General features: G+C 61.6%; 22 protein-coding genes and 1 pseudogene. 13 read left to right on the forward strand and 10 right to left on the reverse strand.

Annotated elements, in window-relative coordinates:
* Window positions 1–24 precede the first annotated feature (24 nt).
* Together NIBR502773_RS15360 and NIBR502773_RS15365 are read left to right on the forward strand one after the other, a co-directional pair.
* The gene (locus tag NIBR502773_RS15360) at window positions 25–582 is read left to right on the forward strand and encodes a DNA-3-methyladenine glycosylase I (protein ID WP_065926816.1); all 558 of its coding nucleotides are present in this window, start codon (window positions 25–27) and stop codon (window positions 580–582) included.
* 40 nt (window positions 583–622) lie between these two features.
* A complete protein-coding gene (locus tag NIBR502773_RS15365; protein ID WP_092488127.1) occupies window positions 623–1,510 on the forward strand; it encodes a lysophospholipid acyltransferase in 888 nt (295 codons plus the stop codon).
* A gap of 55 nt (window positions 1,511–1,565) precedes the next feature.
* Here NIBR502773_RS15365 and NIBR502773_RS15370 read toward each other — a convergent pair whose 3' ends face one another.
* The 5 genes from NIBR502773_RS15370 to def form a co-directional block, all read right to left on the reverse strand.
* Window positions 1,566–1,877: a M48 family metallopeptidase gene (locus NIBR502773_RS15370; RefSeq protein ID WP_092488126.1), complete on the reverse strand. Its 312-nt coding sequence runs from the start codon at window positions 1,875–1,877 to the stop codon at window positions 1,566–1,568.
* Between the two features lie 18 nt (window positions 1,878–1,895).
* On the reverse strand, window positions 1,896–3,269 hold the full coding sequence (trkA, locus tag NIBR502773_RS15375) for a Trk system potassium transporter TrkA (RefSeq protein WP_027608153.1): 1,374 nt from the start codon (window positions 3,267–3,269) through the stop codon (window positions 1,896–1,898).
* Between the two features lie 22 nt (window positions 3,270–3,291).
* Window positions 3,292–4,602 (reverse strand): 16S rRNA (cytosine(967)-C(5))-methyltransferase RsmB, encoded by a 1,311-nt coding sequence (rsmB, locus tag NIBR502773_RS15380; protein ID WP_141156368.1) that lies wholly within the window; start codon window positions 4,600–4,602, stop codon window positions 3,292–3,294.
* Complete coding sequence (gene fmt, locus NIBR502773_RS15385) at window positions 4,599–5,552, reverse strand: methionyl-tRNA formyltransferase (RefSeq protein WP_141156369.1); 954 nt, start codon at window positions 5,550–5,552, stop codon at window positions 4,599–4,601. The genes rsmB and fmt overlap by 4 nt, the downstream gene beginning before the upstream one ends.
* 69 nt (window positions 5,553–5,621) lie before the next feature.
* A complete protein-coding gene (def, locus tag NIBR502773_RS15390) occupies window positions 5,622–6,128 on the reverse strand; it encodes a peptide deformylase (protein WP_005783383.1) in 507 nt (168 codons plus the stop codon).
* Window positions 6,129–6,263: 135 nt separating this feature from the next.
* On the opposite strand from def, the pseudogene NIBR502773_RS30960 reads away from it, so the two are divergent.
* From NIBR502773_RS30960 to NIBR502773_RS15405, 3 genes and pseudogenes are all read left to right on the forward strand, one after another.
* Window positions 6,264–6,401 (forward strand): annotated as a pseudogene (locus NIBR502773_RS30960) (peptidoglycan-binding protein); the annotation flags it as partial.
* Window positions 6,402–6,519: 118 nt separating this feature from the next.
* On the forward strand, window positions 6,520–7,623 hold the full coding sequence (dprA, locus tag NIBR502773_RS15400; RefSeq protein ID WP_141156370.1) for a DNA-processing protein DprA: 1,104 nt from the start codon (window positions 6,520–6,522) through the stop codon (window positions 7,621–7,623).
* A 75-nt stretch (window positions 7,624–7,698) separates the two neighbouring features.
* Window positions 7,699–8,256, forward strand: a complete 558-nt coding sequence (locus tag NIBR502773_RS15405; protein ID WP_027608149.1) for an L-threonylcarbamoyladenylate synthase — start codon at window positions 7,699–7,701, stop codon at window positions 8,254–8,256.
* A 58-nt stretch (window positions 8,257–8,314) separates the two neighbouring features.
* Here NIBR502773_RS15405 and NIBR502773_RS15410 read toward each other — a convergent pair whose 3' ends face one another.
* Window positions 8,315–9,292, reverse strand: a complete 978-nt coding sequence (locus NIBR502773_RS15410; protein ID WP_141156371.1) for a quinone oxidoreductase — start codon at window positions 9,290–9,292, stop codon at window positions 8,315–8,317.
* 176 nt (window positions 9,293–9,468) lie between these two features.
* Here NIBR502773_RS15410 and hemF point away from each other — a divergent pair, with 176 nt between their 5' ends.
* Entirely contained in the window at window positions 9,469–10,401 is a 933-nt protein-coding gene (gene hemF, locus NIBR502773_RS15415; RefSeq protein ID WP_141156372.1) for an oxygen-dependent coproporphyrinogen oxidase, read from the forward strand.
* Entirely contained in the window at window positions 10,401–11,222 is an 822-nt protein-coding gene (gene aroE, locus NIBR502773_RS15420) for a shikimate dehydrogenase (protein ID WP_141156373.1), read from the forward strand. The genes hemF and aroE overlap by 1 nt, the downstream gene beginning before the upstream one ends.
* On the opposite strand, the gene NIBR502773_RS15425 is transcribed toward aroE, so the two are convergent.
* The 3 genes from NIBR502773_RS15425 to betC form a co-directional block, all read right to left on the reverse strand.
* On the reverse strand, window positions 11,223–12,791 hold the full coding sequence (locus tag NIBR502773_RS15425; RefSeq protein WP_141156374.1) for a SulP family inorganic anion transporter: 1,569 nt from the start codon (window positions 12,789–12,791) through the stop codon (window positions 11,223–11,225). It lies immediately after the preceding gene.
* 160 nt (window positions 12,792–12,951) lie between these two features.
* The gene (gene choX / locus NIBR502773_RS15430; protein WP_065937893.1) at window positions 12,952–13,866 is read right to left on the reverse strand and encodes a choline ABC transporter substrate-binding protein; all 915 of its coding nucleotides are present in this window, start codon (window positions 13,864–13,866) and stop codon (window positions 12,952–12,954) included.
* Between the two features lie 16 nt (window positions 13,867–13,882).
* Window positions 13,883–15,397 (reverse strand): choline-sulfatase, encoded by a 1,515-nt coding sequence (betC, locus tag NIBR502773_RS15435; RefSeq protein ID WP_141156375.1) that lies wholly within the window; start codon window positions 15,395–15,397, stop codon window positions 13,883–13,885.
* Window positions 15,398–15,500: 103 nt separating this feature from the next.
* Between betC and NIBR502773_RS15440 the strand changes: the two genes are divergently transcribed.
* From NIBR502773_RS15440 to NIBR502773_RS15465, 6 genes are all read left to right on the forward strand, one after another.
* Window positions 15,501–16,451 carry a LysR family transcriptional regulator gene (locus NIBR502773_RS15440; protein WP_141156376.1) on the forward strand — a complete coding sequence of 317 codons (951 nt, stop codon included), beginning with the start codon at window positions 15,501–15,503 and terminating at the stop codon, window positions 16,449–16,451.
* 31 nt (window positions 16,452–16,482) lie between these two features.
* Window positions 16,483–16,809: a DOPA 4,5-dioxygenase family protein gene (locus NIBR502773_RS15445; protein ID WP_027608141.1), complete on the forward strand. Its 327-nt coding sequence runs from the start codon at window positions 16,483–16,485 to the stop codon at window positions 16,807–16,809.
* A 177-nt stretch (window positions 16,810–16,986) separates the two neighbouring features.
* The gene (locus NIBR502773_RS15450; RefSeq protein ID WP_141156377.1) at window positions 16,987–17,952 is read left to right on the forward strand and encodes a 2-dehydro-3-deoxygalactonokinase; all 966 of its coding nucleotides are present in this window, start codon (window positions 16,987–16,989) and stop codon (window positions 17,950–17,952) included.
* A 1-nt stretch (window position 17,953) separates the two neighbouring features.
* Entirely contained in the window at window positions 17,954–18,574 is a 621-nt protein-coding gene (locus NIBR502773_RS15455; RefSeq protein ID WP_027608139.1) for a 2-dehydro-3-deoxy-6-phosphogalactonate aldolase, read from the forward strand.
* A gap of 47 nt (window positions 18,575–18,621) precedes the next feature.
* Window positions 18,622–19,770 (forward strand): galactonate dehydratase, encoded by a 1,149-nt coding sequence (dgoD, locus tag NIBR502773_RS15460; RefSeq protein ID WP_003170741.1) that lies wholly within the window; start codon window positions 18,622–18,624, stop codon window positions 19,768–19,770.
* Between the two features lie 115 nt (window positions 19,771–19,885).
* Window positions 19,886–21,196, forward strand: a complete 1,311-nt coding sequence (locus tag NIBR502773_RS15465; protein WP_027608138.1) for an MFS transporter — start codon at window positions 19,886–19,888, stop codon at window positions 21,194–21,196.
* Between the two features lie 36 nt (window positions 21,197–21,232).
* Here the strand turns inward: NIBR502773_RS15465 and NIBR502773_RS15470 are convergent, their stop codons facing one another.
* Window positions 21,233–22,885 carry a BBE domain-containing protein gene (locus NIBR502773_RS15470; RefSeq protein WP_141156378.1) on the reverse strand — a complete coding sequence of 551 codons (1,653 nt, stop codon included), beginning with the start codon at window positions 22,883–22,885 and terminating at the stop codon, window positions 21,233–21,235.
* Between the last annotated feature and the right edge of the window lie 104 nt (window positions 22,886–22,989).

Below are 22,989 nucleotides of genomic sequence, written 5' to 3' on the forward strand. Positions count from 1 at the left end.
CGCGCCACCATCCCCTGGAGCCTTATGCCACGCTGCTTTTGGTGTTCTGAAGATCCGCTGTACATGGCTTATCACGATCAGGAGTGGGGAACGCCGCTGCGCGATGCGCAGGGTTTGTTCGAGTTGCTTTTGCTCGAAGGGTTCCAGGCGGGCCTGTCCTGGATCACCGTTTTACGCAAACGCGAGCATTATCGAAAGGTCTTGTTTGGTTTTGATGCCCGGCGTCTGGCACAGCTGACCGATGCCGAGATCGAAGCGCTGATGCTTGACCCTGGCATTGTGCGTAACCGTCTCAAGCTCAACGCCACCCGGCGCAACGCCGCAGCCTGGCTGGCGCTTGAAGATCCGGTGGGGTGGCTCTGGTCGTTTGTCGGCGGCGTGCCCAAGGTCAACCATTTCAAGGACCGCAGCGAGGTGCCGGCGATTACGCCGGAGGCTGAAGCCATGAGCAAAGCACTCAAGAAAGCCGGTTTCACCTTTGTCGGCCCGACCATCTGTTACGCGTTCATGCAGGCCTCGGGCATGGTCATGGACCATACCCAGGACTGTGACCGTTACGCGGACTTGGCCAACGCCGGTTAGAATGGCGGCTTTGCGCACCACACACGATCAGGAGTGACCTGTGGAAAAGTTTAAAGGCGCCTTGCTGGTAGGCGCTCTTCGGTTGTTTGCCCTATTGCCCTGGCGCGCGGTTCAAGCGGTCGGCACGGCCATCGGCTGGATCATGTGGAAAACCCCTAACCGCTCCCGTGACACGGTGCGGATCAACCTCTCTAAATGCTTCCCGGACATGGACCCCGCCGCGCGCGAGCGCCTGGTTGGCCAGAGCCTGAAGGACATCGGCAAGTCCCTGACCGAAAGCGCCTGCGCCTGGATCTGGCCGGCCCAGCGCTCCATCGACCTGGTGCGCGAAGTCGAAGGCCTGGAAGTGCTGCACGACGCCCTGGCGTCGGGCAAAGGCGTGGTCGGCATCACCAGCCACCTGGGCAACTGGGAGGTGTTGAACCACTTCTATTGCAGCCAGTGCAAACCGATCATTTTTTACCGCCCGCCCAAGCTCAAGGCGGTGGACGAGTTGCTGCGCAAGCAGCGCGTACAACTGGGTAACCGCGTGGCGGCGTCCACCAAGGAAGGCATCCTCAGTGTGATCAAGGAAGTGCGCAAGGGCGGCCAGGTGGGTATTCCGGCCGACCCGGAGCCGGCCGAGTCCGCAGGGATCTTCGTGCCGTTCTTCGCCACCCAGGCGCTCACCAGCAAGTTCGTGCCGAACATGCTCGCCGGCCACAAGGCCGTGGGGGTGTTCCTGCATGCGCTGCGGCTGCCGGACGGTTCGGGCTACAAAGTGATCCTGGAAGCGGCGCCGGAAGACATGTACAGCACCGACACCGCCACGTCCTGCGCGGCGATGAGCAAAGTGGTGGAGCGTTATGTCGGCGCCTACCCGAGCCAGTACATGTGGAGCATGAAGCGCTTCAAGAAACGCCCGCCGGGTGAAGAACGGTGGTACTGACCCACTGCTGACCAAATGTGGGAGGGAGCTTGCCCCTCCCACATTTTTGATCTGCTCAGGCCTGGCGCTCGAGTTTCTTCAGGAACACCGTCATCTCTTTCTCGGCCTGCTTGTCGCCATGGGCCTGGGCCGCTTCGATGCCCTTCTCCCACGCCTGTCGCGCCGCGGCGTTATCACCCTGCCCCAGCTGCGCCTTGCCCAACAACTTCCACGCCGCCGAATACTTCGGATCGAACTCGACGCATTTGTGCAAATGCTCCGCCGCCTTGGCATTGTCCTTCAGGTCCAGATAACCCTTGCCCAGCCCAAAGCGCAGCAGGGAATTATCCACACCCTTGGCGAGCATTTTTTCCAGGGATTCGAGCATGTCGGTCACTCCGGTTGATCAGAAAAAGCTCAATCCCACGTGGAACAACTTCTCCACATCGCGGATATGTTTTTTATCCACCAGGAACAGGATCACGTGGTCACCCGTGGCGATCACCGTGTCGTCGTGGGCGATGATCACTTCCTCATCACGAATGATTGCGCCAATGGTGGTGCCCGGCGGCAGGCCTATATCGCGAATGGCCTTGCCGATCACTTTGCTCGACTTCGAATCACCGTGGGCAATCGCTTCGATGGCCTCCGCCGCGCCCCGGCGCAGGGAGTGCACGCTGACGATATCGCCCCGGCGCACGTGGGCAAGCAAAGTGCCGATGGTGGCCAACTGTGGGCTGATGGCGATGTCGATATCGCCGCCCTGGATCAGGTCGACATAGGCTGGGTTGTTGATGATGGTCATCACCTTCTTCGCCCCCAACCGCTTGGCCAGCAAGGACGACATGATGTTGGCCTCGTCATCGTTGGTCAGGGCCAGGAAGATATCCGCGTCGGCGATATTTTCTTCCATCAGCAGGTCGCGGTCCGAGGCACTGCCTTGCAGTACGACCGTGCTGTCCAGGGTGTCGGACAAATGCCGGCAGCGTGCCGGGCTCATCTCGATGATTTTCACCTGGTAGCGACTCTCGATCGCTTCGGCCAGGCGCTCGCCAATCTGCCCGCCGCCGGCGATGACGATGCGTTTGTAGCTCTCATCGAGCCGACGCATCTCACTCATGACGGCACGAATATTCGCTTTGGCAGCAATGAAGAATACTTCGTCATCGGCCTCGATCACCGTATCGCCCTGGGGCAGGATCGGCCGGTCACGTCGGAAAATCGCGGCTACGCGGGTTTCCACATTCGGCATGTGTTCACGCAGTTGACGCAACTGCTGACCCACCAGCGGCCCACCGTAGTAGGCCTTCACGGCCACCAATTGCGCCTTGCCGCCGGCGAAGTCGATCACCTGCAAGGCGCCGGGGATTTCGATCAGGCGCTTGATGTAGTGGGTGACTACCTGTTCCGGGCTGATCAGCACGTCCACGGGGATAGCGTCGTTGTCGAACAGGCCGGCGCGGGTCAGGTAGGCGGCTTCACGCACCCGGGCGATTTTGGTCGGGGTGTGGAACAGGGTGTGGGCGACCTGGCAGGCGACCATATTGGTCTCGTCGCTGTTGGTGACCGCGACCAGCATGTCGGCATCGTCGGCACCCGCCTGACGCAGCACGGTAGGAAACGACGCCCGGCCTTGTACGGTGCGGATATCCAGGCGGTCGCCCAGGTTGCGCAGGCGCTCGGCATCGGTGTCGACCACGGTGATGTCATTGGCTTCACTGGCCAAATGTTCGGCCAGTGTGCCGCCAACCTGCCCTGCTCCAAGGATGATGATTTTCATCCGGTCACTCCCTTAAACCCGTTCAGCCGCGCGCGGCGGCGATCTTGATCAGTTTGGCGTAGTAGAAACCATCATGCCCGCCTTCCTGCGCGAGTAACTGGCGGCCATGGGGCTGCTTGATACCGGCGGCCGTGGCGAGGTCCAGTTCCCGCGCGCCGCTGGTGCGGGCGAGAAAGGCTTCGATCACCTCGGTGTTTTCGGTGGGCAAGGTGGAGCAGGTGGCGTAAAGCAGGATGCCGCCGACTTCGAGGGTCGGCCACAGTGCGTCGAGCAGTTCGCCTTGCAGCACCGCCAGGGCGGTGATGTCGTCGGGTTGGCGGGTGAGCTTGATGTCCGGGTGACGGCGGATCACACCGGTGGCGGAACACGGCGCGTCAAGCAGGATGCGTTGGAACGGTTTGCCGTCCCACCAGGTGGCGGTGTCGCGGCCGTCGGCAGCGATCAGCTCGGCGCTGAGGCCCAGGCGCGCGAGGTTCTCCCGTACACGTACCAGACGCTTGGCTTCCAGATCGACCGCCACTACACCGGCCAGGTCCTTTTCGACTTCGAGGATGTGACAGGTCTTACCGCCCGGAGCACAGCAGGCGTCCAGTACACGCTGACCGGGAGCCAGGTCGAGCAGGTCGGCGGCCAGTTGCGCGGCTTCGTCCTGCACACTGATCCAGCCTTCGGCGAAGCCCGGCAGGCTGCGCACGTCGGTGGCCGCTTCCAGCACGATGCCGTCGTTGCTGTACACGCATGGCGTGGCGTTGATCCCTGCGTTCGTCAGCAAGTGCAGATACGCATCACGGCGGTGATGACGACGATTGACTCGCAGGATCATCGGTGGGTGCGCGTTGTTGGCCGCGCAAATGGCTTCCCATTGCTCGGGCCAGAAGGCCTTCAGGGATTTTTGCAGCCAGCGCGGGTGAGCGGTGCGCACCACCGGGTCATGTTCCAACTCGGCCAGCAGCGCTTCGCTTTCGCGCTGGGCGCGGCGCAGTACCGCGTTGAGCAACGCCTTGGCCCAGGGCTTTTTCAGCTTGTCGGCGCAACCGACGGTTTCACCGATGGCGGCGTGGGCCGGCACGCGGGTGTAGAGCAATTGATAGAGACCGACCAGCAGCAGCGCCTCGACATCAGCATCGGCCGCCTTGAACGGTTTTTGCAGCAGCTTGGCTGCCAGCGCCGACAACCGTGGTTGCCAGCGGGCGGTGCCGAAGGCCAGGTCCTGGGTGAAACCACGATCGCGGTCTTCAACCTTGTCCAACTGCGTGGGCAGCGAACTGTTCAGCGAAGCCTTGCCGTTGAGTACGGCGGCCAGGGCCTTGGCGGCGGCCAGACGCGGGTTCATTGGGCTGCCACCCCGAGGATCGTGCCCAGGGAAAATTTCTCACGGCGACTGTTGTACAAATCGCTGAAATTAAGCGCCTTGCCACCGGGCAATTGCAGACGGGTCAGGCACAGCGCCTGTTCGCCGCAAGCGACCAGCAGCCCCTCCTTGCTGGCGCCGATGATTTCACCGGGTGTGCCTTTGCCGTCGGCCAAGGTCGCGGCCAACACTTTCAAGGCTTCGCCATTGAGGGTGCTGTGGCAGATCGGCCACGGGTTGAAGGCACGCACCAGGCGTTCCAGCTCCACAGCCGGGCGGCTCCAGTCGATGCGGGCTTCGTCCTTGTTCAGCTTGTGGGCGTAGGTGGCCAGGCTGTCGTCCTGCACCTCACCTTGCAGGGTTCCGGCAGCGAGACCGGCAATAGCCTCGATCACGGCGGGCGGGCCCATCTCGGCGAGGCGGTCGTGCAGGCTGCCACCGGTGTCTTGGGCCGTGATCGGAGTGGTGACCTTGAGCAGCATCGGGCCGGTGTCCAAACCCGCCTCCATGCGCATCACCGTCACGCCGCTTTCGCTGTCGCCTGCCTCCACGGCACGCTGGATCGGCGCCGCACCACGCCAGCGTGGCAGCAGTGAGGCGTGGCTGTTGATACAGCCCAGGCGTGGAATATCCAGCACGACCTGGGGCAGGATCAAACCGTAGGCCACCACCACCAGCAAGTCCGGTTGCAGCGCCGCCAGTTCAGCCTGGGCCTCGGCGTTGCGCAGGGTCGGCGGTTGCAGCACGGGAATGTTGTGCTCAAGCGCCAACTGCTTGACCGGGCTCGGCATCAGTTTTTGCCCGCGACCGGCCGGGCGATCCGGCTGGGTGTACACCGCGACGATGTCATAAGGGCTGGCAAGCAGGGCCTTGAGGTGTTCGGCGGCAAATTCAGGCGTGCCGGCAAAAACAATGCGCAATGGCTCGGTCATGGGAGGTCTCGGTTAAAAGCAGTCACAAAAGAAAAAGGCTTGCCGCAGCAAGCCTTTGGAAGGAGGGCATCAAGCTTGCTGGCGATGCTTTTTTTCCAGCTTCTTCTTGATCCGGTCGCGTTTGAGCGTGGACAGGTAATCGACAAACAGCTTGCCGTTGAGGTGGTCGCATTCGTGCTGGATGCACACGGCCAGCAGGCCTTCGGCAATCAGTTCGAACGGCTTGCCATCGCGGTCGAGAGCCTTGATCTTCACGCGCAGCGGGCGCTCGACGTTCTCGTAGAACTCCGGTACCGAGAGGCAGCCTTCCTGGTATTCGCCCATCTCGTCGGTCAACGGTTCGAACTCGGGGTTGATGTACACCCGCGGTTCGCTGCGATCTTCCGACAAGTCCATGACCACGACACGCAGATGCACGTTGACCTGGGTGGCGGCGAGGCCGATACCAGGCGCTTCATACATTGTTTCAAACATGTCATCGACCAGCTGACGAACCTTGTCGTCCACTACGGCCACCGGCTTGGCGATTGTGCGCAGGCGCGAGTCGGGGAATTCGAGGATGTTCAAAATAGCCATAAGCGTAATTGCTGCACATGTGAGGTAAAGGCAAATCGGCGGTGGGATGGACCCATACGGCCGGTGTGAAACGCCCGAAAGCCGCGAAGGCTGTGGCATTTCACGCGAACGCACATAATAAAGGAGATTCACCCCATGAGGAAATCGCTACTCGTCTTGCTGCTATGGGCCCCGTTCGCCATGGCCCTGCTTCCAGAGCCCGGCCCGCGGCTGGATCAAGCGACGCAACAGGCCATTCACTATTTCTTGTTACACAATCCCATTCTTAATACTACGACGTCCCAAGGGCTTTACCCCCCATTTCGAGACTGCCCCTCGACCGCAATAAATAGCCTGCTAAATAAGTTACCAACAGAGTTATCCACAGCTTGTTCCGGTCAAGGATGATCAGATGCTTTCGACAAACTGCAATGAAATTTCCCCTTCAGAACTGGAAGCCCGCCTACGCCTGCACAGGCTGCCGGAGGTAGGCCCGAAGCGTTTTCGGTTGTTGATCGAAGCGTTCGGCAGCGCTTCAAAGGCCATCAGTGCCCCGGCCAGCGCGTGGCGCTCCTTGGGGTTGTCGCCCATCAGCGCCGATGCCCGCCGTAGCCATGAGATCCGCGACGGCGCCTGTGAGGCGTTGGCCTGGTTGGAGCGTCCAGCCCAGCATTTGCTGATGTGGGACCAACCTGAGTACCCGGCACTGCTCGCCCAGATAGATGATGCCCCGCCGCTTTTATTTGTCGCCGGCGACCCCGGGATCCTGGAAAAACCGCAACTGGCGATGGTCGGCAGCCGCCGTGCATCCCGCCCCGGCATGGACACGGCTGTCGCATTTTCCCGCAGCCTGGCGAGCGCAGGTTTTGTCATCACCAGTGGCCTTGCACTGGGTATCGACGGTGCGGCCCATCAAGCCGCTTTGGATGTGGGGGGTCATACAATCGGCGTGCTCGGCACGGGCCTGGAAAATCTTTATCCACAGCGCCATCGACGGCTTGCGGCGGCGATGATTGCCCAAGGCAGCGCCGTGGTTTCCGAGTTTCCGCTGGACGCCGCCCCCCAGGCCGGTAACTTCCCCCGGCGCAACCGCATCATCAGTGGCCTGTCCCTGGGCGTGCTGGTGGTGGAGGCCAGCATGGCCAGCGGCTCGCTGATCACCGCCAAGCTCGCGGCCGAGCAAGGGCGCGAGGTGTATGCAATCCCGGGCTCCATCCATCATCCGGGGGCCAAGGGGTGTCACCAGTTGATCCGTGATGGGGCGATGCTGGTGGAAACCATTGAACACATCTTCGAAGGTTTGCGTGGCTGGCAGGCATTGTCGCGCCCGGCGCCGATGCCTGTGATACATCCGTTGGTGGCGCTGTTGCACGCGGCGCCCCATACCAGCGAAGCCCTCGCGCTGGCCAGTGGGCGGCCGTTGGCCCAGGTGTTGGCGACCCTCACGGAGTTGGAACTTGAAGGCCTGGTGATCTGCGAAAGCGGGCGCTGGCTTGCGCGTGGCCACCTTTTGTAGCGGCCAGTTTTTTGGAACTAGGTTTTGTAAAGAAGATCGGTAAACTGCCCAGAGCTTTAGTCCGGAGAGTAAACAATGGTCAACAGGTGGCGTGTGCTGGAAGCCGCACGAGAAATTCGCGCAGGCGCGGTGATTGCCTATCCAACCGAAGCGGTCTGGGGCTTGGGTTGCGATCCCTGGAACGAAGAAGCGGTGGATCGGCTGCTGGCGATCAAGAACCGTTCGGTGGACAAGGGCCTGATCCTGGTGGCAGACAATATTCGCCAGTTCGACTTTCTGTTCGAAGACTTCCCGGATACCTGGATCGAACGTATGGCCAGCACCTGGCCCGGACCGAATACGTGGCTGGTGCCGCATCAGGATTTGTTACCGGAATGGGTCACCGGTGTGCACGACACGGTGGCGCTGCGAGTGAGCGATCATCCGCTGGTACGGGACTTGTGCGCGCTGGTGGGGCCGTTGATCTCCACCTCAGCCAACCCCCAGGGCCGCCCGGCAGCGCGCACGCGGATTCGTGTGGAGCAGTACTTTCGCGGGCAGGTGGATCTGGTGCTGGGTGGTGCCCTGGGTGGGCGCAAGAACCCGAGCCTGATCCGCGATTTGGCAACGGGTGAGGTGGTGCGGCCTTCCTGAGACCGCGTCGCGCCTATCGGGGGCAAGTGGAATCGTCGCACCGCCCCCGAAGAGGCCCTCAAGGCAACAGAATGGTCGACCCAGTGGTACGCCGCCCCGACAACTCCGTCTGTGCCTTCGCCGCGTCCGCCAGCGAATACCGCTGGTTGATATCAATGCGCACCTTGCCGCTCTTGATCATCGAAAACAGATCATCCGCCATCACCTGCAAGTTCGCCGGATTGTTGGCGTAGGTCGCCAGGGTCGGCCGTGTCACGTACAGCGAGCCTTTGGCCGCGAGTATCCCCAGGTTCACCCCATCCACCGCGCCCGAAGCATTGCCAAAGCTCACCACCAGGCCACGTGGCGCCACGCTGTCCAATGAGGTCAGCCAGGTGTCCTTGCCGACACCGTCGTACACCACGGGCACCTTTTTGCCGTCAGTCAACTCCAGCACGCGCTGTGCAACATTTTCCTTGCTGTAGTCGATGGTTTCCCACGCGCCGAGGGATTTGGCCAGGGCGGCTTTTTCTGGCGAGCTCACGGTACCGATCAGCTTCACGCCCAGTGCCTTGGCCCATTGGCAGGCCAGGGAGCCCACGCCACCGGCGGCGGCGTGGAACAGGATGGTCTCGCCACCTTTGAGCTCATAGGTCTGGCGCAGCAGGTATTGCACGGTCAGGCCCTTGAGCATGGCGCCGGCGGCTTGTTCGAAGCTGATGTCGTCCGGCAGGTGCACCAGGTTGGCGGCGGGCAGCACGTGCAACTGGCTGTAGGCCCCGAGTGGGCCGCTGCCGTAGGCCACGCGGTCACCGACTTTAAATTGCGTAACTTCGCTGCCCACCGCATCAACCACACCGGCGCCTTCTGCGCCCAGCCCCGATGGCAGGGCCGGCGGCGCGTAAAGGCCACTGCGGAAATAGGTATCGATGAAATTCAGGCCAATCGCCTCGTTACGCACTCGAACCTGCTGCGGGCCGGGCTCTGCCGGTGTGTAGTCCACATATTCAAGTACGTCGGGGCCGCCATGGGCGCTGAACTGGATACGTTTGGCCATCTGCACTTCTCCTGAGGTCGAATTCGCGTAGCCCCCTATCGGACTCCTAAGCTTGATCTTCGTCAACTGTGGCGCTCCTAAGTGCAGTGCTATCCAAGTGCAGTGGTATCCTGTGCGCCCATTTGCCGCCGACGCCCCACGGCTTCGCGTAGCTTTGCCCGATTCAAGGTGATGTCATGACTACTCGCACCGAGGCTGTCAAAGCCTACCTGCTCGACCTGCAAGACCGCATTTGCAGCGCCCTGGAAACCTTCGAGACGGACACTCGCTTTATCGAAGACGCCTGGACCCGGCCTGCCGGCGGCGGCGGTCGCACCCGTGTGATCGAGAACGGCTCGGTCATCGAAAAGGGCGGCGTTAACTTTTCCCACGTGTTCGGCAGCGGCCTCCCACCGTCAGCCAGTGCGCATCGCCCCGAGCTGGCCGGTCGTGGCTTTGAAGCCCTGGGCGTGTCGCTGGTGATTCATCCGCACAACCCACACGTGCCGACGTCCCACGCCAACGTGCGTTTTTTCATCGCCGAAAAAGACGGCGAAGAGCCGGTGTGGTGGTTCGGTGGCGGCTTCGACCTCACGCCCTACTACGGCAACGAAGAAGACTGCATTCACTGGCACCGCGTGGCCGAGCAGGCCTGCGCGCCTTTTGGTCCGGACGTTTACTCGCGCTACAAGGCCTGGTGCGATACCTACTTCCACATCAAGCACCGCAACGAGCCCCGTGGCATCGGCGGCCTGTTTTTCGATGACTTGAACGAGTGGGACTTCGACACCTGCTTCGCGTTTATCCGCGCCATCGGCGACGCCTACATCGACGCCTACCTGCCGATCGTGCAACGTCGCAAAGCCGCCGCGTATACCGAACAGCAACGCCAGTTCCAGGAATTCCGTCGCGGCCGCTACGTTGAATTCAACCTGGTGTATGACCGTGGCACCCTGTTCGGCCTGCAATCGGGCGGGCGTACCGAGTCGATCCTGATGTCGCTGCCGCCCCAGGTGCGCTGGAGCTACGACTGGAAAGCCGAGGCCGGCAGCGAAGAAGCACGCCTCACCGACTACTTCCTGCAAGACCGCGATTGGCTGGGCATCGCCGCGCCCAAGGCGGCTGTCTGATGGATCGGTATGTGGTGTTCGGCAACCCCATCGGCCACAGCAAGTCGCCGCTGATTCACCGTATGTTCGCCGAGCAGACCGGCGAGCAACTGGACTACAGCACCTTGCTCGCGCCCCTGGAGGATTTCACCGGCTGTGCCCGTGAGTTTTTCCAACAGGGCCGAGGTGCCAACGTCACCGTGCCGTTCAAGGAAGACGCCTACCGCCTGGCCAACAGCCTCACCGAACGCGCCCAGCGCGCCGGAGCGGTGAACACCTTGAGCAAACTGGCTGACGGTACGTTGCTCGGCGACAACACCGACGGCGCCGGCCTGGTGCGCGACCTGACGGTAAACGCCGGCTTGAATCTGCAAGGCAAACGCATCCTGTTGCTGGGCGCGGGTGGCGCGGTAAGGGGCGCGTTGGAGCCGTTGCTGGCTGAACGGCCCGCTTCGTTGATCATCGCCAACCGCACCGTGGAAAAAGCCGAATTGCTCGCCGAGCTGTTCGACGACCTGGGCCCGGTGTCCGCCAGTGGATTCGACTGGCTGCGTGAGCCGGTGGACGTGATCATCAATGCCACGTCCGCCAGCCTGTCAGGCGATGTACCGCCGATTGCCGGCAGCCTGATCGCACCGGGCAAGACATTTTGCTACGACATGATGTACGCCAAGCAACCGACCGCGTTCTGCCGCTGGGCCAGTGAGCAAGGCGCAGCCGTGGCGATGGATGGCCTGGGCATGCTGGTGGAGCAGGCAGCCGAAGCGTTCTTCCTGTGGCGCGGTGTGCGCCCGGATTCGGCGCCGGTGTGGGCTGAACTGCGCCGGCAGTTGGCGCAGTAATCAATCTTCAAACTGGATGGGGCATTTATCGGCCCCCTCCAGTTTTTTCAACTCTTCCACCACCTGCGGCCTGGCGCGGCGCAATGTCAGGCTACGGCCCAGCCCGCTTAAACGACGCGCCTCCTGGTGCAGCATCTCCACCCCGGAATAGTCGATAAAGTTGATCTGCTGCGCCTCGATCACCACCCGCTCACCCTGCAAGCTATGCAGGCGCACTTGCAGGTAATGGCTGGCGCCAAAGAAGATCGACCCACCGACGCGCAACACATCGTCTTCCCCATCACGCCATTGCTGTACCCGTGGCTGCGACGTGCGCTTAAGGTAGAAAAACAATGACGCCAACACCCCCGCATAAATCGCCGTTTGCAACTCCAGCAACAAGGTGGCGACACAGGTCAGGCTCATCACTACGAACTCTGCGCGGCTCACGCGGAACAACGCACGAATACCCCGACGATCCACCAGGCCCCAGGAAATCAGCAAGATGCTGGCGGCCATGCTCGGGATCGGAATATGTGCGATCAATGCGGCGCCAAACAGCGCAAACAAGGCCACCCATACTGCTGAAAACACCCCGGCCAACGGCGAACAGGCACCCGCCTCATAGCTGAGGCCGGAGCGGGTGAACGACCCTGCCGACAGATACCCGGAGAAAAATCCGCCAACGATATTGGATAAACCCTGGGCGCGAACTTCCTGGTTGGCATCGAGCAATTGTTGTGAACGGGCCGACAGCGAACGGGCAATCGACAGGCTGGTCACCAGCCCCAGCATGCCCACCGCAACGGCGCTGGGCAGCAGGCGCAGGATCATGTCCGGATCCAGCGGCAACGGGCTGAACGGTGGCAGCTTGCCGATAAACGAACTGACCAGCGCCACATGTCCGAACATCGTCGGCCATAGCCACGTTGCCAGGCTACCCAGGGTCAGTGCGATCAGTAGCGTTGGCCAGCGAGGCACAAGGTATTTGAGCAACGCGCCCACCAGCAAAGTACCGAGCCCAAGGGCAAGGGAAGCGTGGTCCCACTCGCCGGCGTGGTCGATCAGCGCCAGCAGGCTATTGATCGCTGTGGCCTGGCTCGGTAAATCCAGGCCCAGCAGGTTGGGCAGTTGCCCAAGGGCAATCACCACGGCGGCACCGAGGGTAAAACCCAGCACCACCGAATGCGAGACGAAGTTCACCAGCGCGCCAAAGCGCAGCATGCCCAGCAGCCACTGGAATACCCCGGCGAGGAATGTCAGCAACAGGATCAGGGTGATGTAGTCCTGAGACCCCGGCACGGCCAACGGGCTGACGCTGGCGTACAGCACGATGGAAATCGCTGCCGTGGGGCCACAGATCAGGTGCCAGGATGAACCCCACAGGCAGGCGATCAGCACCGGGATGATGGCGGCATACAGACCGTACTCCGGTGGGAGACCGGCGATCAGCGCGTAGGCAATCGACTGGGGCAGTGCGAGCACGGCGCCGCTGAGGCCGACCAGCGCGTCACGGCCCACAGTGGCTCGTGTTTGACGCGGGAGCCAGCTGAGGAAGGGGAAGAGTGTATGGCGGTTGGGCCGGGGCATTTATAACTCGGCTGAAAAGGTTTGACTCAGGGTATCAGTACACACTGGTCCTTGTGGGAGGGGGCTTGCTCCCGATATAGGTGGACCCGTCTAAATCTCTCTGACTGGCACTCCGCTATCGGGAGCAAGCCCCCCTCCCACATTGGAATAGCGCAAGGCCCTAGAGTTTGGCCTTTACTGCCGGCAACGCATCCTGGCCATCCACTGTTTTCACGCCGTCCAACCATTTGTCCAATACAGCCGGGTTCGCCTTGATCCACGCCTTCGCCGCGTCGGCATTGCTGACCTTGTTGTTGGCCACCTCAGCCATGATGCTGTTCTCCATCTCCTGGGTGAAGCTCAGGTTGGTCAGCAGTTTGCCGACGTTAGGGCAGGCCTGCGCATACCCTTTGCGGGTCAAGGTATACACACTGCCGGTATCACCGAAGTATTTCTCGCCGCCTTTGAGATAGTGCATTTTCAGTTGCACGTTCATTGGGTGTGGCGTCCAGCCGAGGAAGGTGACGAAACGCTGTTTTTTCACCGCCCGTGAGACCTCGGCGAGCATCGCCTGTTCGCTGGACTCGATCAGCTTCCACTGGCCCAGGTCGAAGTCATTCTTCTTGATGATCTCCTGCAGCGAGATATTTGCCGGCGCGCCGGAACCGATGCCATAGATCTTCTTGTCGAACTTGTCGGCGAATTTGTTCAAGTCGGCAAAGTCATGCACCCCGGCATCCCACACATAATCCGGCACGGCGAGGGTGAACTCGGTGCCGTCGAGGTTCTTCGCCAGTTGCACCACATCGCCGTTGGCCACGAACTTGTCATAGAAGCCCTGCTGCGCCGGCATCCAATTGCCCAGGAATACATCCACCTGGCCGTCCTTGAGCCCGCCAAAGGTAATCGGCACCGCCAGGGTGTCGACCTTGGCCTTGTAGCCCATGCCGTTCAGCAGGAAACCGGTAATGGCGTTGGTGGCGGCAATGTCGCTCCAGCCTGGATCGGCCATCTTCACGGTCTCACAGCGGGTGTCCGCATACGCATTGGCGCTACTCAGCACCAACATGCCCACTACTGCAGTTAACTTTTGCATGGCCTTCCCTCTGTACTTATTGGTTTTGGCAGGGTTGTGGATAACGTGCCTTGCGCTCCAGGTCGTCGAGGTCGATATGGTTGCGCATGTATTGCTGACTGGCGTCCACCAGTGGCTGGTGATCCCAGCTCTTCAGCTTGCCCTGGGTCAGCGCCTCGAACACCAGGCGACGACGGCGTTGGCTGGCGAGCACCTGCTGGTGGATCACCGGGATGTCCCATTTGGCCCGCGCTTCATTCAAAAACGCCTCGAACAGTGGCCGGTGTTCCGGTGACTGACTGAGGTCTTCCCGCTCGTGCGGGTCGTTGTGCACATCGAACAGTAGACAAGGGTCGTCTTCGCTGTAGATGAATTTGTAGGCGCCACGGCGAATCATCATCAACGGGCTGATGGTGCCTTCGGCCATGTATTCGCCAAAGACTTCGTCATGCCCGCCCTGCCCCTGCAAGTGCGGGACCAGCGAGCGACCGTCCAGTGGCAGGCGCGGGTCCAGTTCGCCGCCGGCCAGTTCCACCAGGGTGGGCAGCAGGTCGGCGGTGGACACGGCCTGGGTCACCCGGCCCGGTGCAAATTGCCCCGGCGCACTGACCAGCAGCGGCACGCGGGCGGCCATTTCAAACCAGTGCATTTTGTACCAGAGGCCGCGCTCACCGAGCATGTCGCCGTGGTCGCCGGAAAAAACGATGATCGTGTTGTCGGCCAGGCCGGTGTCTTCCAGGGTCTGCAGCAGCTTGCCGACATTGCTGTCGATGTAGCTGCATGCGCCGAAGTAGGCGCGGCGGGCGTCGCGAATCTTATCCACAGGCAGCGGCTTGTCCCATAGGTCATAGACCTTGAGCAGACGCTGGGAATGCGGGTCGAGGTCTGCCTGGTTCGGCGTTGCGGGCAAAGGGATGTCGTTGTCGTCGTACAGGTCCCAGAATGGCTTGGGAATGGTGTACGGGTCGTGGGGATGGGTCATCGACACGGTCAGGCAGAACGGCTGGTCGCTGTCTTCGCGGATGTGGTCGAACAGGTACTGCTGGGCCTTGAACACCACCTCTTCGTCGAAATCCAGCTGGTTGGTACGCACGCACGGGCCGGCTTGCAGTACCGAGGACATGTTGTGGTACCAGGTGGGTCGTACGTCCGGCTCATCCCAGTTCACTGCCCAGCCATAGTCGGCGGGGTAGATGTCGCTGGTCAGGCGTTCTTCATAACCGTGCAATTGGTCGGGGCCGCAGAAGTGCATCTTGCCCGACAGCGCGGTGCGATAACCGAGGCGCCGCAGGTAGTGGGCATAGGTCGGCACATCGGCGGGAAAATCCGCCGCGTTGTCGTAGGCGCCGATCTTGCTCGGCAATTGGCCGCTGACCAGGGTGAAGCGTGAGGGCGCGCACAGCGGGCTGTTGCAATAGGCCGCATCGAACACCACGCCCTGTGCGGCGAGGCGGCTCAAATTCGGCAACTTGATCGGAGAAGGTCCGTAGAACGGAAGCAGCGGCGCGGCCATTTGATCGGCCATGATGAAAAGAATGTTCTTGCGCTTCATGGGTCTTCGGCATTCCATAGGCAGTGTTTATGCGAATGAGCATGCAGCCCATGGAAAATGGGGTAAAGCCCATGAAAAGCAATGTCTAGGATAAGCACAGCTTATGTATGAAGCCCTTGGCGATGTCTCCCTCGATTTGCTGCGTGCGTTCGAAGCCGCAGCCCGTCACCGCAGCTTTACTGCCGCTGCGATGGAGCTGGGCACCACTCAGCCGGCGATCAGCCAGCAGATCAAGCGCCTTGAAGAACAACTGACGATCCGCCTGTTTGACCGCATCTATCGGGGCATCGAACTGACCGACGCCGGCGCCCTGCTGTTCGAGCATGTGCAAGGCGGTTTGCAGAGCATCAACCAGGGCCTCAGTGTGATTACCCAGCAGGACCAGCACGAAGTGCTGCAAGTGGCCACAGACTTTGCGTTCGCCGCCTACTGGCTGATGCCGCGCCTGCATCGCTTCCACGCCGCCAATCCGCAGGTGGACGTGAGCCTGGTGACCAGCGAGCGCAACCACGCGACACTGCGCAGCGACATCGACGTGGCGGTGCTGTTTGGCGATGGTCGTTTCAAGCAGGGCGACAGCCTGTGGCTGTTCAACGAGGAAGTGTTTCCGGTGTGCAGCCCGCAGTGGCTCAAGGAGCAGGCCAGGCCTTTGACTGTGCACACCTTGCCCGACTACCCGTTGCTGCACCTGCGCCAGGAAAACAACAGCCAGTGGTTCGACTGGAGTGGCGTATTCCGCGAGCTGGGCATCACCGCCACGCCCACGCCCGGCCAGCTGCGATTCGACAACTACACCTTATTGATCCAGGCAGCGATTGCCGGCCAAGGGGTGGCGATCGGCTGGCGCCATTTGGTGGATAACCTGCTGGAACAGAACTGGTTGTGCCGACCGATCGGCAATACGGTGATTTCGCGCTTTGGCTATTACGTGGTGCAGCCACAGCGCAAGCGGCGTGGGCAGTTGGTCGAACGTTTCGTCGACTGGTTGCAGGCAGAACAGGCCAGCAGCGCGCAGTCCCTGACCGGACTGGCCCTGCCGTCGATTGCGGTCTAGGATTTGCCGCACATTGGATCCGGAGTCCGTCATGCAACGTATCAAGGGCTACCATGCCCATATCTACTTTGACGCCAGCACCATCGACCAGGCGCGCACCCTATGTGAAGACGGCGCGAAACTGTTCCCGCTGCGCATGGGCCGTGTGCATGAACGGCCCGTAGGCCCGCACCCGGACTGGAGCTGCCAGCTGGCGTTCGATGCCGAATACATTGGCGTAGTGCTGCCGTGGCTGGCGCTGCATCGCAATGGGTTGGTGGTGTTTCTGCACCCTGAAACCGGCGATGAGCTGAAGGATCACACCGATCACGCGATCTGGATGGGTGCGATGCGCGAGCTGGATCTGTCGGTTTTTTAACCTCTCTTTATCAGATAAAACCCGACTCTTCCCGCAGTAAAAGGCGAGGAAGTTGTAGGATTTATCTTGTTTCGTCTCACTATATGGGACTGTTATTTATATATTGAGATATTGCCGGCCATAGGTTTATATTCGCCCATCTGCTTTTTTCAGCACCCACTCATTTCAGGTGAAGCGATGCAGGCGCAATTGATCGCGCTCGATTGGGGGACCAGCTCCCTTCGTGCTTATAAACTCGGGCCCGCAGGCGTCGTGCTGGAACAGCGCTCGCTGGCGTCGGGCATCATGCATTTGCCCAGTGAGCCCCGGGACATCGGCGGTGTGCACTGCAGCGATGGCTTCGAGTTGGCGTTCGATGCGGCATGCGGCGACTGGCTCGAGGCCCAACCCCATCTTCCAGTGATCGCCTGCGGCATGGTCGGCAGCGCCCAGGGCTGGAGCGAGGCGGCATATCGCAATACGCCGGTCGACGTCGCCAGCCTGGGCCAGGCTTTGCACACGGTGCGCAGCTTGCGCGGCGTCGATGTGCATATCGTGCCCGGCGTGATCGAGCAGGTCGGTTTGCCCAATGTGATGCGCGGTGAAGAAACCCAGGTGCTGGGTGTGCTGCAAAGCCTCTCGGCCAACGGTGAAATGTTGATCGGCCTGCCCGGCAGCCATTCCAAATGGGTCGAGGTGGTGGAAGGTTGCATCACCCACTTCGATACCTTCATGACCGGCGAACTGTTCGCGGTGCTGAGCAAGCACAGCCTGCTGGGGCGTACGCAAAAGGTATCCGCGCAGTTCCAGGCCGAGGCTTTCGACCGCGGCGTTCAAGTGGCGCTGTCGAAAGAGGGTCAGCGCGGCGTGCTGTCGACCCTGTTCAGTGCGCGCACCCTTGGGCTGACTGCCGAACTTACCCCTGAGCAGCAGCCCGATTACCTGTCCGGCCTGCTGATCGGCCATGAACTGGCCGGTCTGCCAGCCAGTGCGCGGCTCGTCCCCATCATCCTGGTGGGCGCCGGCCCGCTTTGCGTGCGCTACCAACGCGCCCTCGCCCTCTGCGGTTTCGCCCACTTCAGCCTGGCGCAGGAAGCGACCGAGCGCGGCCTGTGGCAACTGGCAGTGGCCGCCGGGCTCACTCAACCTGCAACGGAGGCCTGACATGCTCAAGCAAGCACTGGCACAAAACGGTTTGATCGCAATCCTGCGCGGTGTGCGCCCGGACGAAGCCCAGGCGGTCGGCCAGGTGCTGTACGACGCCGGTTTTCGCGTGATCGAAGTCCCGCTCAACTCGCCGGACCCTTACACCAGCATCCGCATCCTGCGCGACAGCCTGCCCGCCGATTGCCTGATCGGCGCCGGTACGGTGTTGACGCCTGCGCAGGTCGAGCAGGTGAAAGCTGCTGGTGGCCAAGTGATCGTCATGCCCCACAGCGATGCCAAGGTCCTGCGCGCTGCCAAGGCCGCTGGCCTGTACCTGTCGCCGGGGGTGGCCACGCCCACCGAAGCGTTCGCCGCGCTGGATGAAGGCGCCGACGTGTTGAAGCTGTTCCCGGCCGAGCAAATGGGCCCTTCTGTGATCAAGGCGTGGCTGGCGGTATTGCCGGCAGGCACGTTGCTGCTGCCGGTGGGCGGCATTACCCCGGACAACATGCAGGTGTTTATCGACGCCGGCGCCAAGGGGTTCGGGCTGGGTTCCGGGTTGTTCAAACCGGGTATGACAGTGGATCAGGTAGCGAGCCGTGCCCAGGCTTATGTCGCCGCCTGGAAAGCCCTGAGCTGAGATCAAGTTCCGCGCCCCTGGCGCTGCATCTATAAGAGAGATAACAGATGAAAATCACTAAACTGACGACCTTTATCGTCCCGCCGCGCTGGTGCTTCCTCAAGGTCGAGACCGACCAGGGCGTGACCGGCTGGGGTGAGCCCGTAGTCGAAGGCCGCGCTCACACCGTGGCTGCGGCGGTCGAGGAACTGTCCGATTACCTGATCGGCAAGGACCCACGCAATATCGAGGATATCTGGACCGTGCTCTACCGCGGCGGCTTCTACCGTGGCGGCGCCGTGCACATGAGCGCCCTCGCCGGCATCGACCAGGCGTTGTGGGACATCAAGGGCAAGGCCCTGGGCGTATCGGTCAGCGACCTGTTGGGTGGCCAGGTACGTGACAAGATCCGCGTGTACTCCTGGATCGGTGGCGACCGCCCGGCCGACACCGCCCGCGCCGCCAAAGAGGCCGTGGCCCGTGGCTTTACCGCGGTGAAAATGAACGGCACCGAAGAGTTGCAGTTCGTCGACAGCTTCGAAAAAGTCGACCTGGCCCTGGCCAACGTCGCGGCCGTGCGCGATGCGGTCGGCCCTAACGTCGGCATCGGCGTCGACTTCCATGGCCGGGTGCACAAGCCCATGGCCAAGGTGCTGATGAAAGAACTCGACCCGTACAAACTGATGTTTATCGAAGAGCCGGTGCTCAGCGAAAACTACGAGGCCCTCAAGGAACTGGCGCCGCTGACCAGCACCCCGATTGCCCTGGGCGAGCGCCTGTTCTCGCGCTGGGACTTCAAGCGCGTGCTCAGCGAAGGCTACGTCGACATCATCCAGCCGGACGCTTCCCACGCGGGCGGTATCACCGAAACCCGCAAGATCGCCAACATGGCCGAAGCCTACGACGTGGCCCTGGCCCTGCACTGCCCGCTGGGCCCGATTGCGTTGGCGGCGTGCCTGCAACTGGATGCGGTTTGCTACAACGCGTTTATCCAGGAGCAAAGCCTGGGTATTCACTACAACGAGAGCAACGACCTGCTCGACTACGTGCGCGACCCGGGCGTGTTCGACTATGACCAGGGCTTTGTGAAGATCCCCAACGGGCCGGGCCTGGGCATCGAGATTAACGAGGAATACGTGATCGAACGCGCAGCCATCGGCCACCGCTGGCGCAACCCGATCTGGCGCCACGCCGACGGCAGCTTTGCCGAGTGGTGATGTCTTCCTGAAAGAACACGGTCAAACATGCGGGAGAGGGCTTGCCCCCTCCCACATGTTGATCCGGTTTCTGCAGAAGTCCCTTCCTCAACAAATATAAGAAGAGGCACCTACCATGCAACCTGAATCCTTGAGCGGGCAGGCTTCTTTAGTCACGCCTACCCGAAAGCGCTACTTCATCATGGTGTTGCTGTTTATCACCGTGGTGATCAACTATCTCGACCGCAGCAACCTGTCGATTGCCGCTCCGGCGCTGACCAGTGAGCTGGGCATCGACCCGGTACATGTCGGGCTGATTTTCTCCGCGTTCGGCTGGACGTACGCCGCCATGCAGATCCCCGGCGGCTGGCTGGTGGACCGGGTGCCGCCGCGTATCCTCTACACCGCCGCCCTGTTGCTGTGGTCCATCGCCACCGTGATGCTCGGTTTTGCCGCCAGCTTCATTGCGCTGTTTGTGCTGCGTATGGCGGTGGGTGCCCTGGAAGCACCGGCTTACCCCATCAACAGTCGCGTGGTCACCAGCTGGTTCCCCGAGCGTGAGCGCGCCACGGCCATTGGCTTCTACACCTCCGGGCAGTTTGTCGGGCTGGCGTTCCTGACGCCGGTCCTGGCCTGGTTGCAGCACCATTACGGCTGGCACATGGTATTTGTCGTGACCGGTGGCGTGGGCATTCTGTGGGCGGCGATCTGGTATGCCCTGTATCGCGAGCCTCGGGACTTCAAAGGCGTCAACGCCGCTGAAATCGAATTGATCCGCGAAGGTGGCGGGCTGGTGGACTTGAGCGCACAAGCGAGCAAGAGCAAGGCGCCCTTCAGCTGGGTCGACCTGGGCATCGTCCTGAGCAAGCGCAAGTTGTGGGGTATCTACCTGGGGCAGTTCTGCCTGAACTCCACGTTGTGGTTCTTCCTGACCTGGTTCCCGACCTACCTGGTGAAATACCGCGGCATGGACTTCATCAAGTCCGGCATGCTCGCGTCACTGCCCTTCCTCGCGGCTTTCGTCGGCGTGCTGTGTTCGGGGTTGTTTTCCGACTGGCTGATCCGCCGTGGCGCTTCGGTGGGGTTTGCCCGCAAGTTGCCGATCATCAGCGGCCTGTTGATCTCTACGGCGATCATTGGCGCCAACTTCGTCGAATCGACACCGTTGGTCATCGCTTTCCTGGCCCTGGCGTTCTTCGGTAATGGCCTGGCCTCGATCACCTGGTCGCTGGTCTCGACCCTTGCCCCGGCACGTCTGCTGGGACTGACCGGCGGGGTTTTCAACTTCATCGGCAACCTGGCGGCGATTGCCACGCCGATCGTCATTGGTTTCCTGGCCAGTGGTGATTCGTTCGCGCCGGCGATCACCTATATCGCCGTGCTGGCGCTGTTGGGCGCACTCTCCTATGTGCTGCTGGTGGGCAAGGTCGAGCGGATCGAGTTGTAAGCCGTGGGCGGCCTGCGGACCGCCCGTTGGCCGGGCTCAGGGCACCGACATTTCGTTACGGAACACATTCAACGGATCCCAGCGTTGCTTGGTTCGGCGCAGGCGGTTCTCGATGATCGTGTTGGGGAAGAAAATTCCATACCACAGGGGGTTCTTGGCGTTCGCGGGATTACCACCGAGGTGGGTCATGTCCAGGTCGGGGTAATTGATGTAGCAGCCCTCGAACTCCGGGTCATTGGGAACGCCGTTGGTGAATGCAGCGTAATAGAGGCCGCGGATCCAGTCGGCATGGGCGCGGTCGATGGCGTCATCGTCGGCGTGCCAGTAACACTGCGGTTGCCATTTGAGGTACGAGGAGCGTTGCGCGGCTGACGTCTGCGCCAGGATCGGGCCGTCCATCTGGTTGATGCGCCCGCCAAATGACTGGATCTGGATCAGGCTTTGGGTCAGGTATTGCTGATCGTCCGGCAAGTTCAGCGTCGTCCAGATCGCATCCAGCACGCGCTGTGTAAATCCGCCTTTCTGATACGCCGATTTATACCGGCCGCGCTGATTGTCGCCGGAGCCGTTGAGTGATTGGGTGGCGTACAACCAGTCCAGGCGCCTGGCGCTTTTGTGGGCGCTCCGCAGTGAATCGATCCGGCGACCCTTTTGCCGACCACGTGGCTGATGCACGACGTGGAACGGCAGGAGCGACTCTGTCGCACTGACGCCCACCGCGGCCTGCATGCTGCTGACAAAGTCGTTGAAAGGCGCCAGGTCATCGAGCTTCCCGTCCTTGTCGACGTAGTGAATGCCGAGGGTCACGTTGCCAGTATTGAGGTGGCGCATCTCCAGTTTGGTGGCCAGGCCCCAGGTTTTCGGGTCGGCCTGATGATCCACGAACCAGTTTTGATAGGCGTGCAGCAAACGTTCGAGGGCGGCGCGTGTGAGGTCTGACCAGTCCCATTCCAATGGCAGCCAGAGCACTTTCTCCGGGGCTGGCGGCAGCGTCTTGAAATAGTAACTGGTGATGATGCCGAACTGCCCGCCACCGGCGCCGCAACAGGCGGCGAACAGGTCCAGCTCATCGGTGTCGAGGCTGTTACGGGACACATGGACAGGTTCAAGGCCCGAGCCGGAGGCATTGGCGACCAGCAGGTCGACGCCGTCCAGCCAGTCGCAGACCAGCCCGTATTTACGCGACAGCAGCCCATAGCCGCCGCCGCAGATATGCCCGCCCAGTCCCACCGAATAGCAGGATCCACTGGGCAGCGCCTTACCTGCCAATTTGTACAGCGCGACGCTGGTGTCCCAGTTCTGGCAGCCGGGCTCCAGGCGGAATGCATAGCGATGGGGTGACGCGGGTACCAGCACGGAGCCGATTTGCCCGTTGGGGTCATAGGCCAATTGGTTCATCTGGCCGATGTCCAGGATCGACAACACCTCGCCTGGCGCATCCGGCATCTTGTTAGAGACGAATCCTTCATAGCAATGCCCGCCGCTGCGCACCGTGATGCGGCCGTTGGGCACAGCCAGGGCCTGGGCGGCTGCGTCGAGGATGTCTTGTGGGTTGCGGCAGAGGTAGATCAGGTTGGCGCCGTTGGGTGAAGACTCGCCCTGGACGTTACCCAATGGCCAGCGCAGGTTGAAACCCTTTTGCAACGTGGAATGACGACGGTCCGAGGGGGTGATGAGATCAAATGCCATGATGGACTCCTGGGAGACGATAATGACTTCTGATGCAGCTAACTTAACGACCGGCAACGCAAGAAGGCGTGACTTGCAGAGGTGGTTAGACGGCAATAGGCACG

The sequence above is a fragment of the Pseudomonas sp. NIBRBAC000502773 genome (assembly GCF_006517195.1).
GTDB lineage: Bacteria > Pseudomonadota > Gammaproteobacteria > Pseudomonadales > Pseudomonadaceae > Aquipseudomonas > Aquipseudomonas marginalis.

Excerpts from the sequence above, each read along its gene's own strand:
- NIBR502773_RS15360 (WP_065926816.1), top strand. The coding sequence starts at position 25 with ATGCCACGCTGCTTTTGGTGTTCTGAAGATCCGCTGTACATGGCTTAT.
- NIBR502773_RS15370 (WP_092488126.1), bottom strand. The coding sequence starts at position 1,877 with ATGCTCGAATCCCTGGAAAAAATGCTCGCCAAGGGTGTGGATAATTCC.
- trkA (WP_027608153.1), bottom strand. The coding sequence starts at position 3,269 with ATGAAAATCATCATCCTTGGAGCAGGGCAGGTTGGCGGCACACTGGCC.
- rsmB (WP_141156368.1), bottom strand. The coding sequence starts at position 4,602 with ATGAACCCGCGTCTGGCCGCCGCCAAGGCCCTGGCCGCCGTACTCAAC.
- fmt (WP_141156369.1), bottom strand. The coding sequence starts at position 5,552 with ATGACCGAGCCATTGCGCATTGTTTTTGCCGGCACGCCTGAATTTGCC.
- def (WP_005783383.1), bottom strand. The coding sequence starts at position 6,128 with ATGGCTATTTTGAACATCCTCGAATTCCCCGACTCGCGCCTGCGCACA.
- dprA (WP_141156370.1), top strand. The coding sequence starts at position 6,520 with ATGCTTTCGACAAACTGCAATGAAATTTCCCCTTCAGAACTGGAAGCC.
- NIBR502773_RS15405 (WP_027608149.1), top strand. The coding sequence starts at position 7,699 with ATGGTCAACAGGTGGCGTGTGCTGGAAGCCGCACGAGAAATTCGCGCA.
- NIBR502773_RS15410 (WP_141156371.1), bottom strand. The coding sequence starts at position 9,292 with ATGGCCAAACGTATCCAGTTCAGCGCCCATGGCGGCCCCGACGTACTT.
- hemF (WP_141156372.1), top strand. The coding sequence starts at position 9,469 with ATGACTACTCGCACCGAGGCTGTCAAAGCCTACCTGCTCGACCTGCAA.
- aroE (WP_141156373.1), top strand. The coding sequence starts at position 10,401 with ATGGATCGGTATGTGGTGTTCGGCAACCCCATCGGCCACAGCAAGTCG.
- NIBR502773_RS15425 (WP_141156374.1), bottom strand. The coding sequence starts at position 12,791 with ATGCCCCGGCCCAACCGCCATACACTCTTCCCCTTCCTCAGCTGGCTC.
- choX (WP_065937893.1), bottom strand. The coding sequence starts at position 13,866 with ATGCAAAAGTTAACTGCAGTAGTGGGCATGTTGGTGCTGAGTAGCGCC.
- betC (WP_141156375.1), bottom strand. The coding sequence starts at position 15,397 with ATGAAGCGCAAGAACATTCTTTTCATCATGGCCGATCAAATGGCCGCG.
- NIBR502773_RS15440 (WP_141156376.1), top strand. The coding sequence starts at position 15,501 with ATGTATGAAGCCCTTGGCGATGTCTCCCTCGATTTGCTGCGTGCGTTC.
- NIBR502773_RS15445 (WP_027608141.1), top strand. The coding sequence starts at position 16,483 with ATGCAACGTATCAAGGGCTACCATGCCCATATCTACTTTGACGCCAGC.
- NIBR502773_RS15450 (WP_141156377.1), top strand. The coding sequence starts at position 16,987 with ATGCAGGCGCAATTGATCGCGCTCGATTGGGGGACCAGCTCCCTTCGT.
- NIBR502773_RS15455 (WP_027608139.1), top strand. The coding sequence starts at position 17,954 with ATGCTCAAGCAAGCACTGGCACAAAACGGTTTGATCGCAATCCTGCGC.
- dgoD (WP_003170741.1), top strand. The coding sequence starts at position 18,622 with ATGAAAATCACTAAACTGACGACCTTTATCGTCCCGCCGCGCTGGTGC.
- NIBR502773_RS15465 (WP_027608138.1), top strand. The coding sequence starts at position 19,886 with ATGCAACCTGAATCCTTGAGCGGGCAGGCTTCTTTAGTCACGCCTACC.
- NIBR502773_RS15470 (WP_141156378.1), bottom strand. The coding sequence starts at position 22,885 with ATGGCATTTGATCTCATCACCCCCTCGGACCGTCGTCATTCCACGTTG.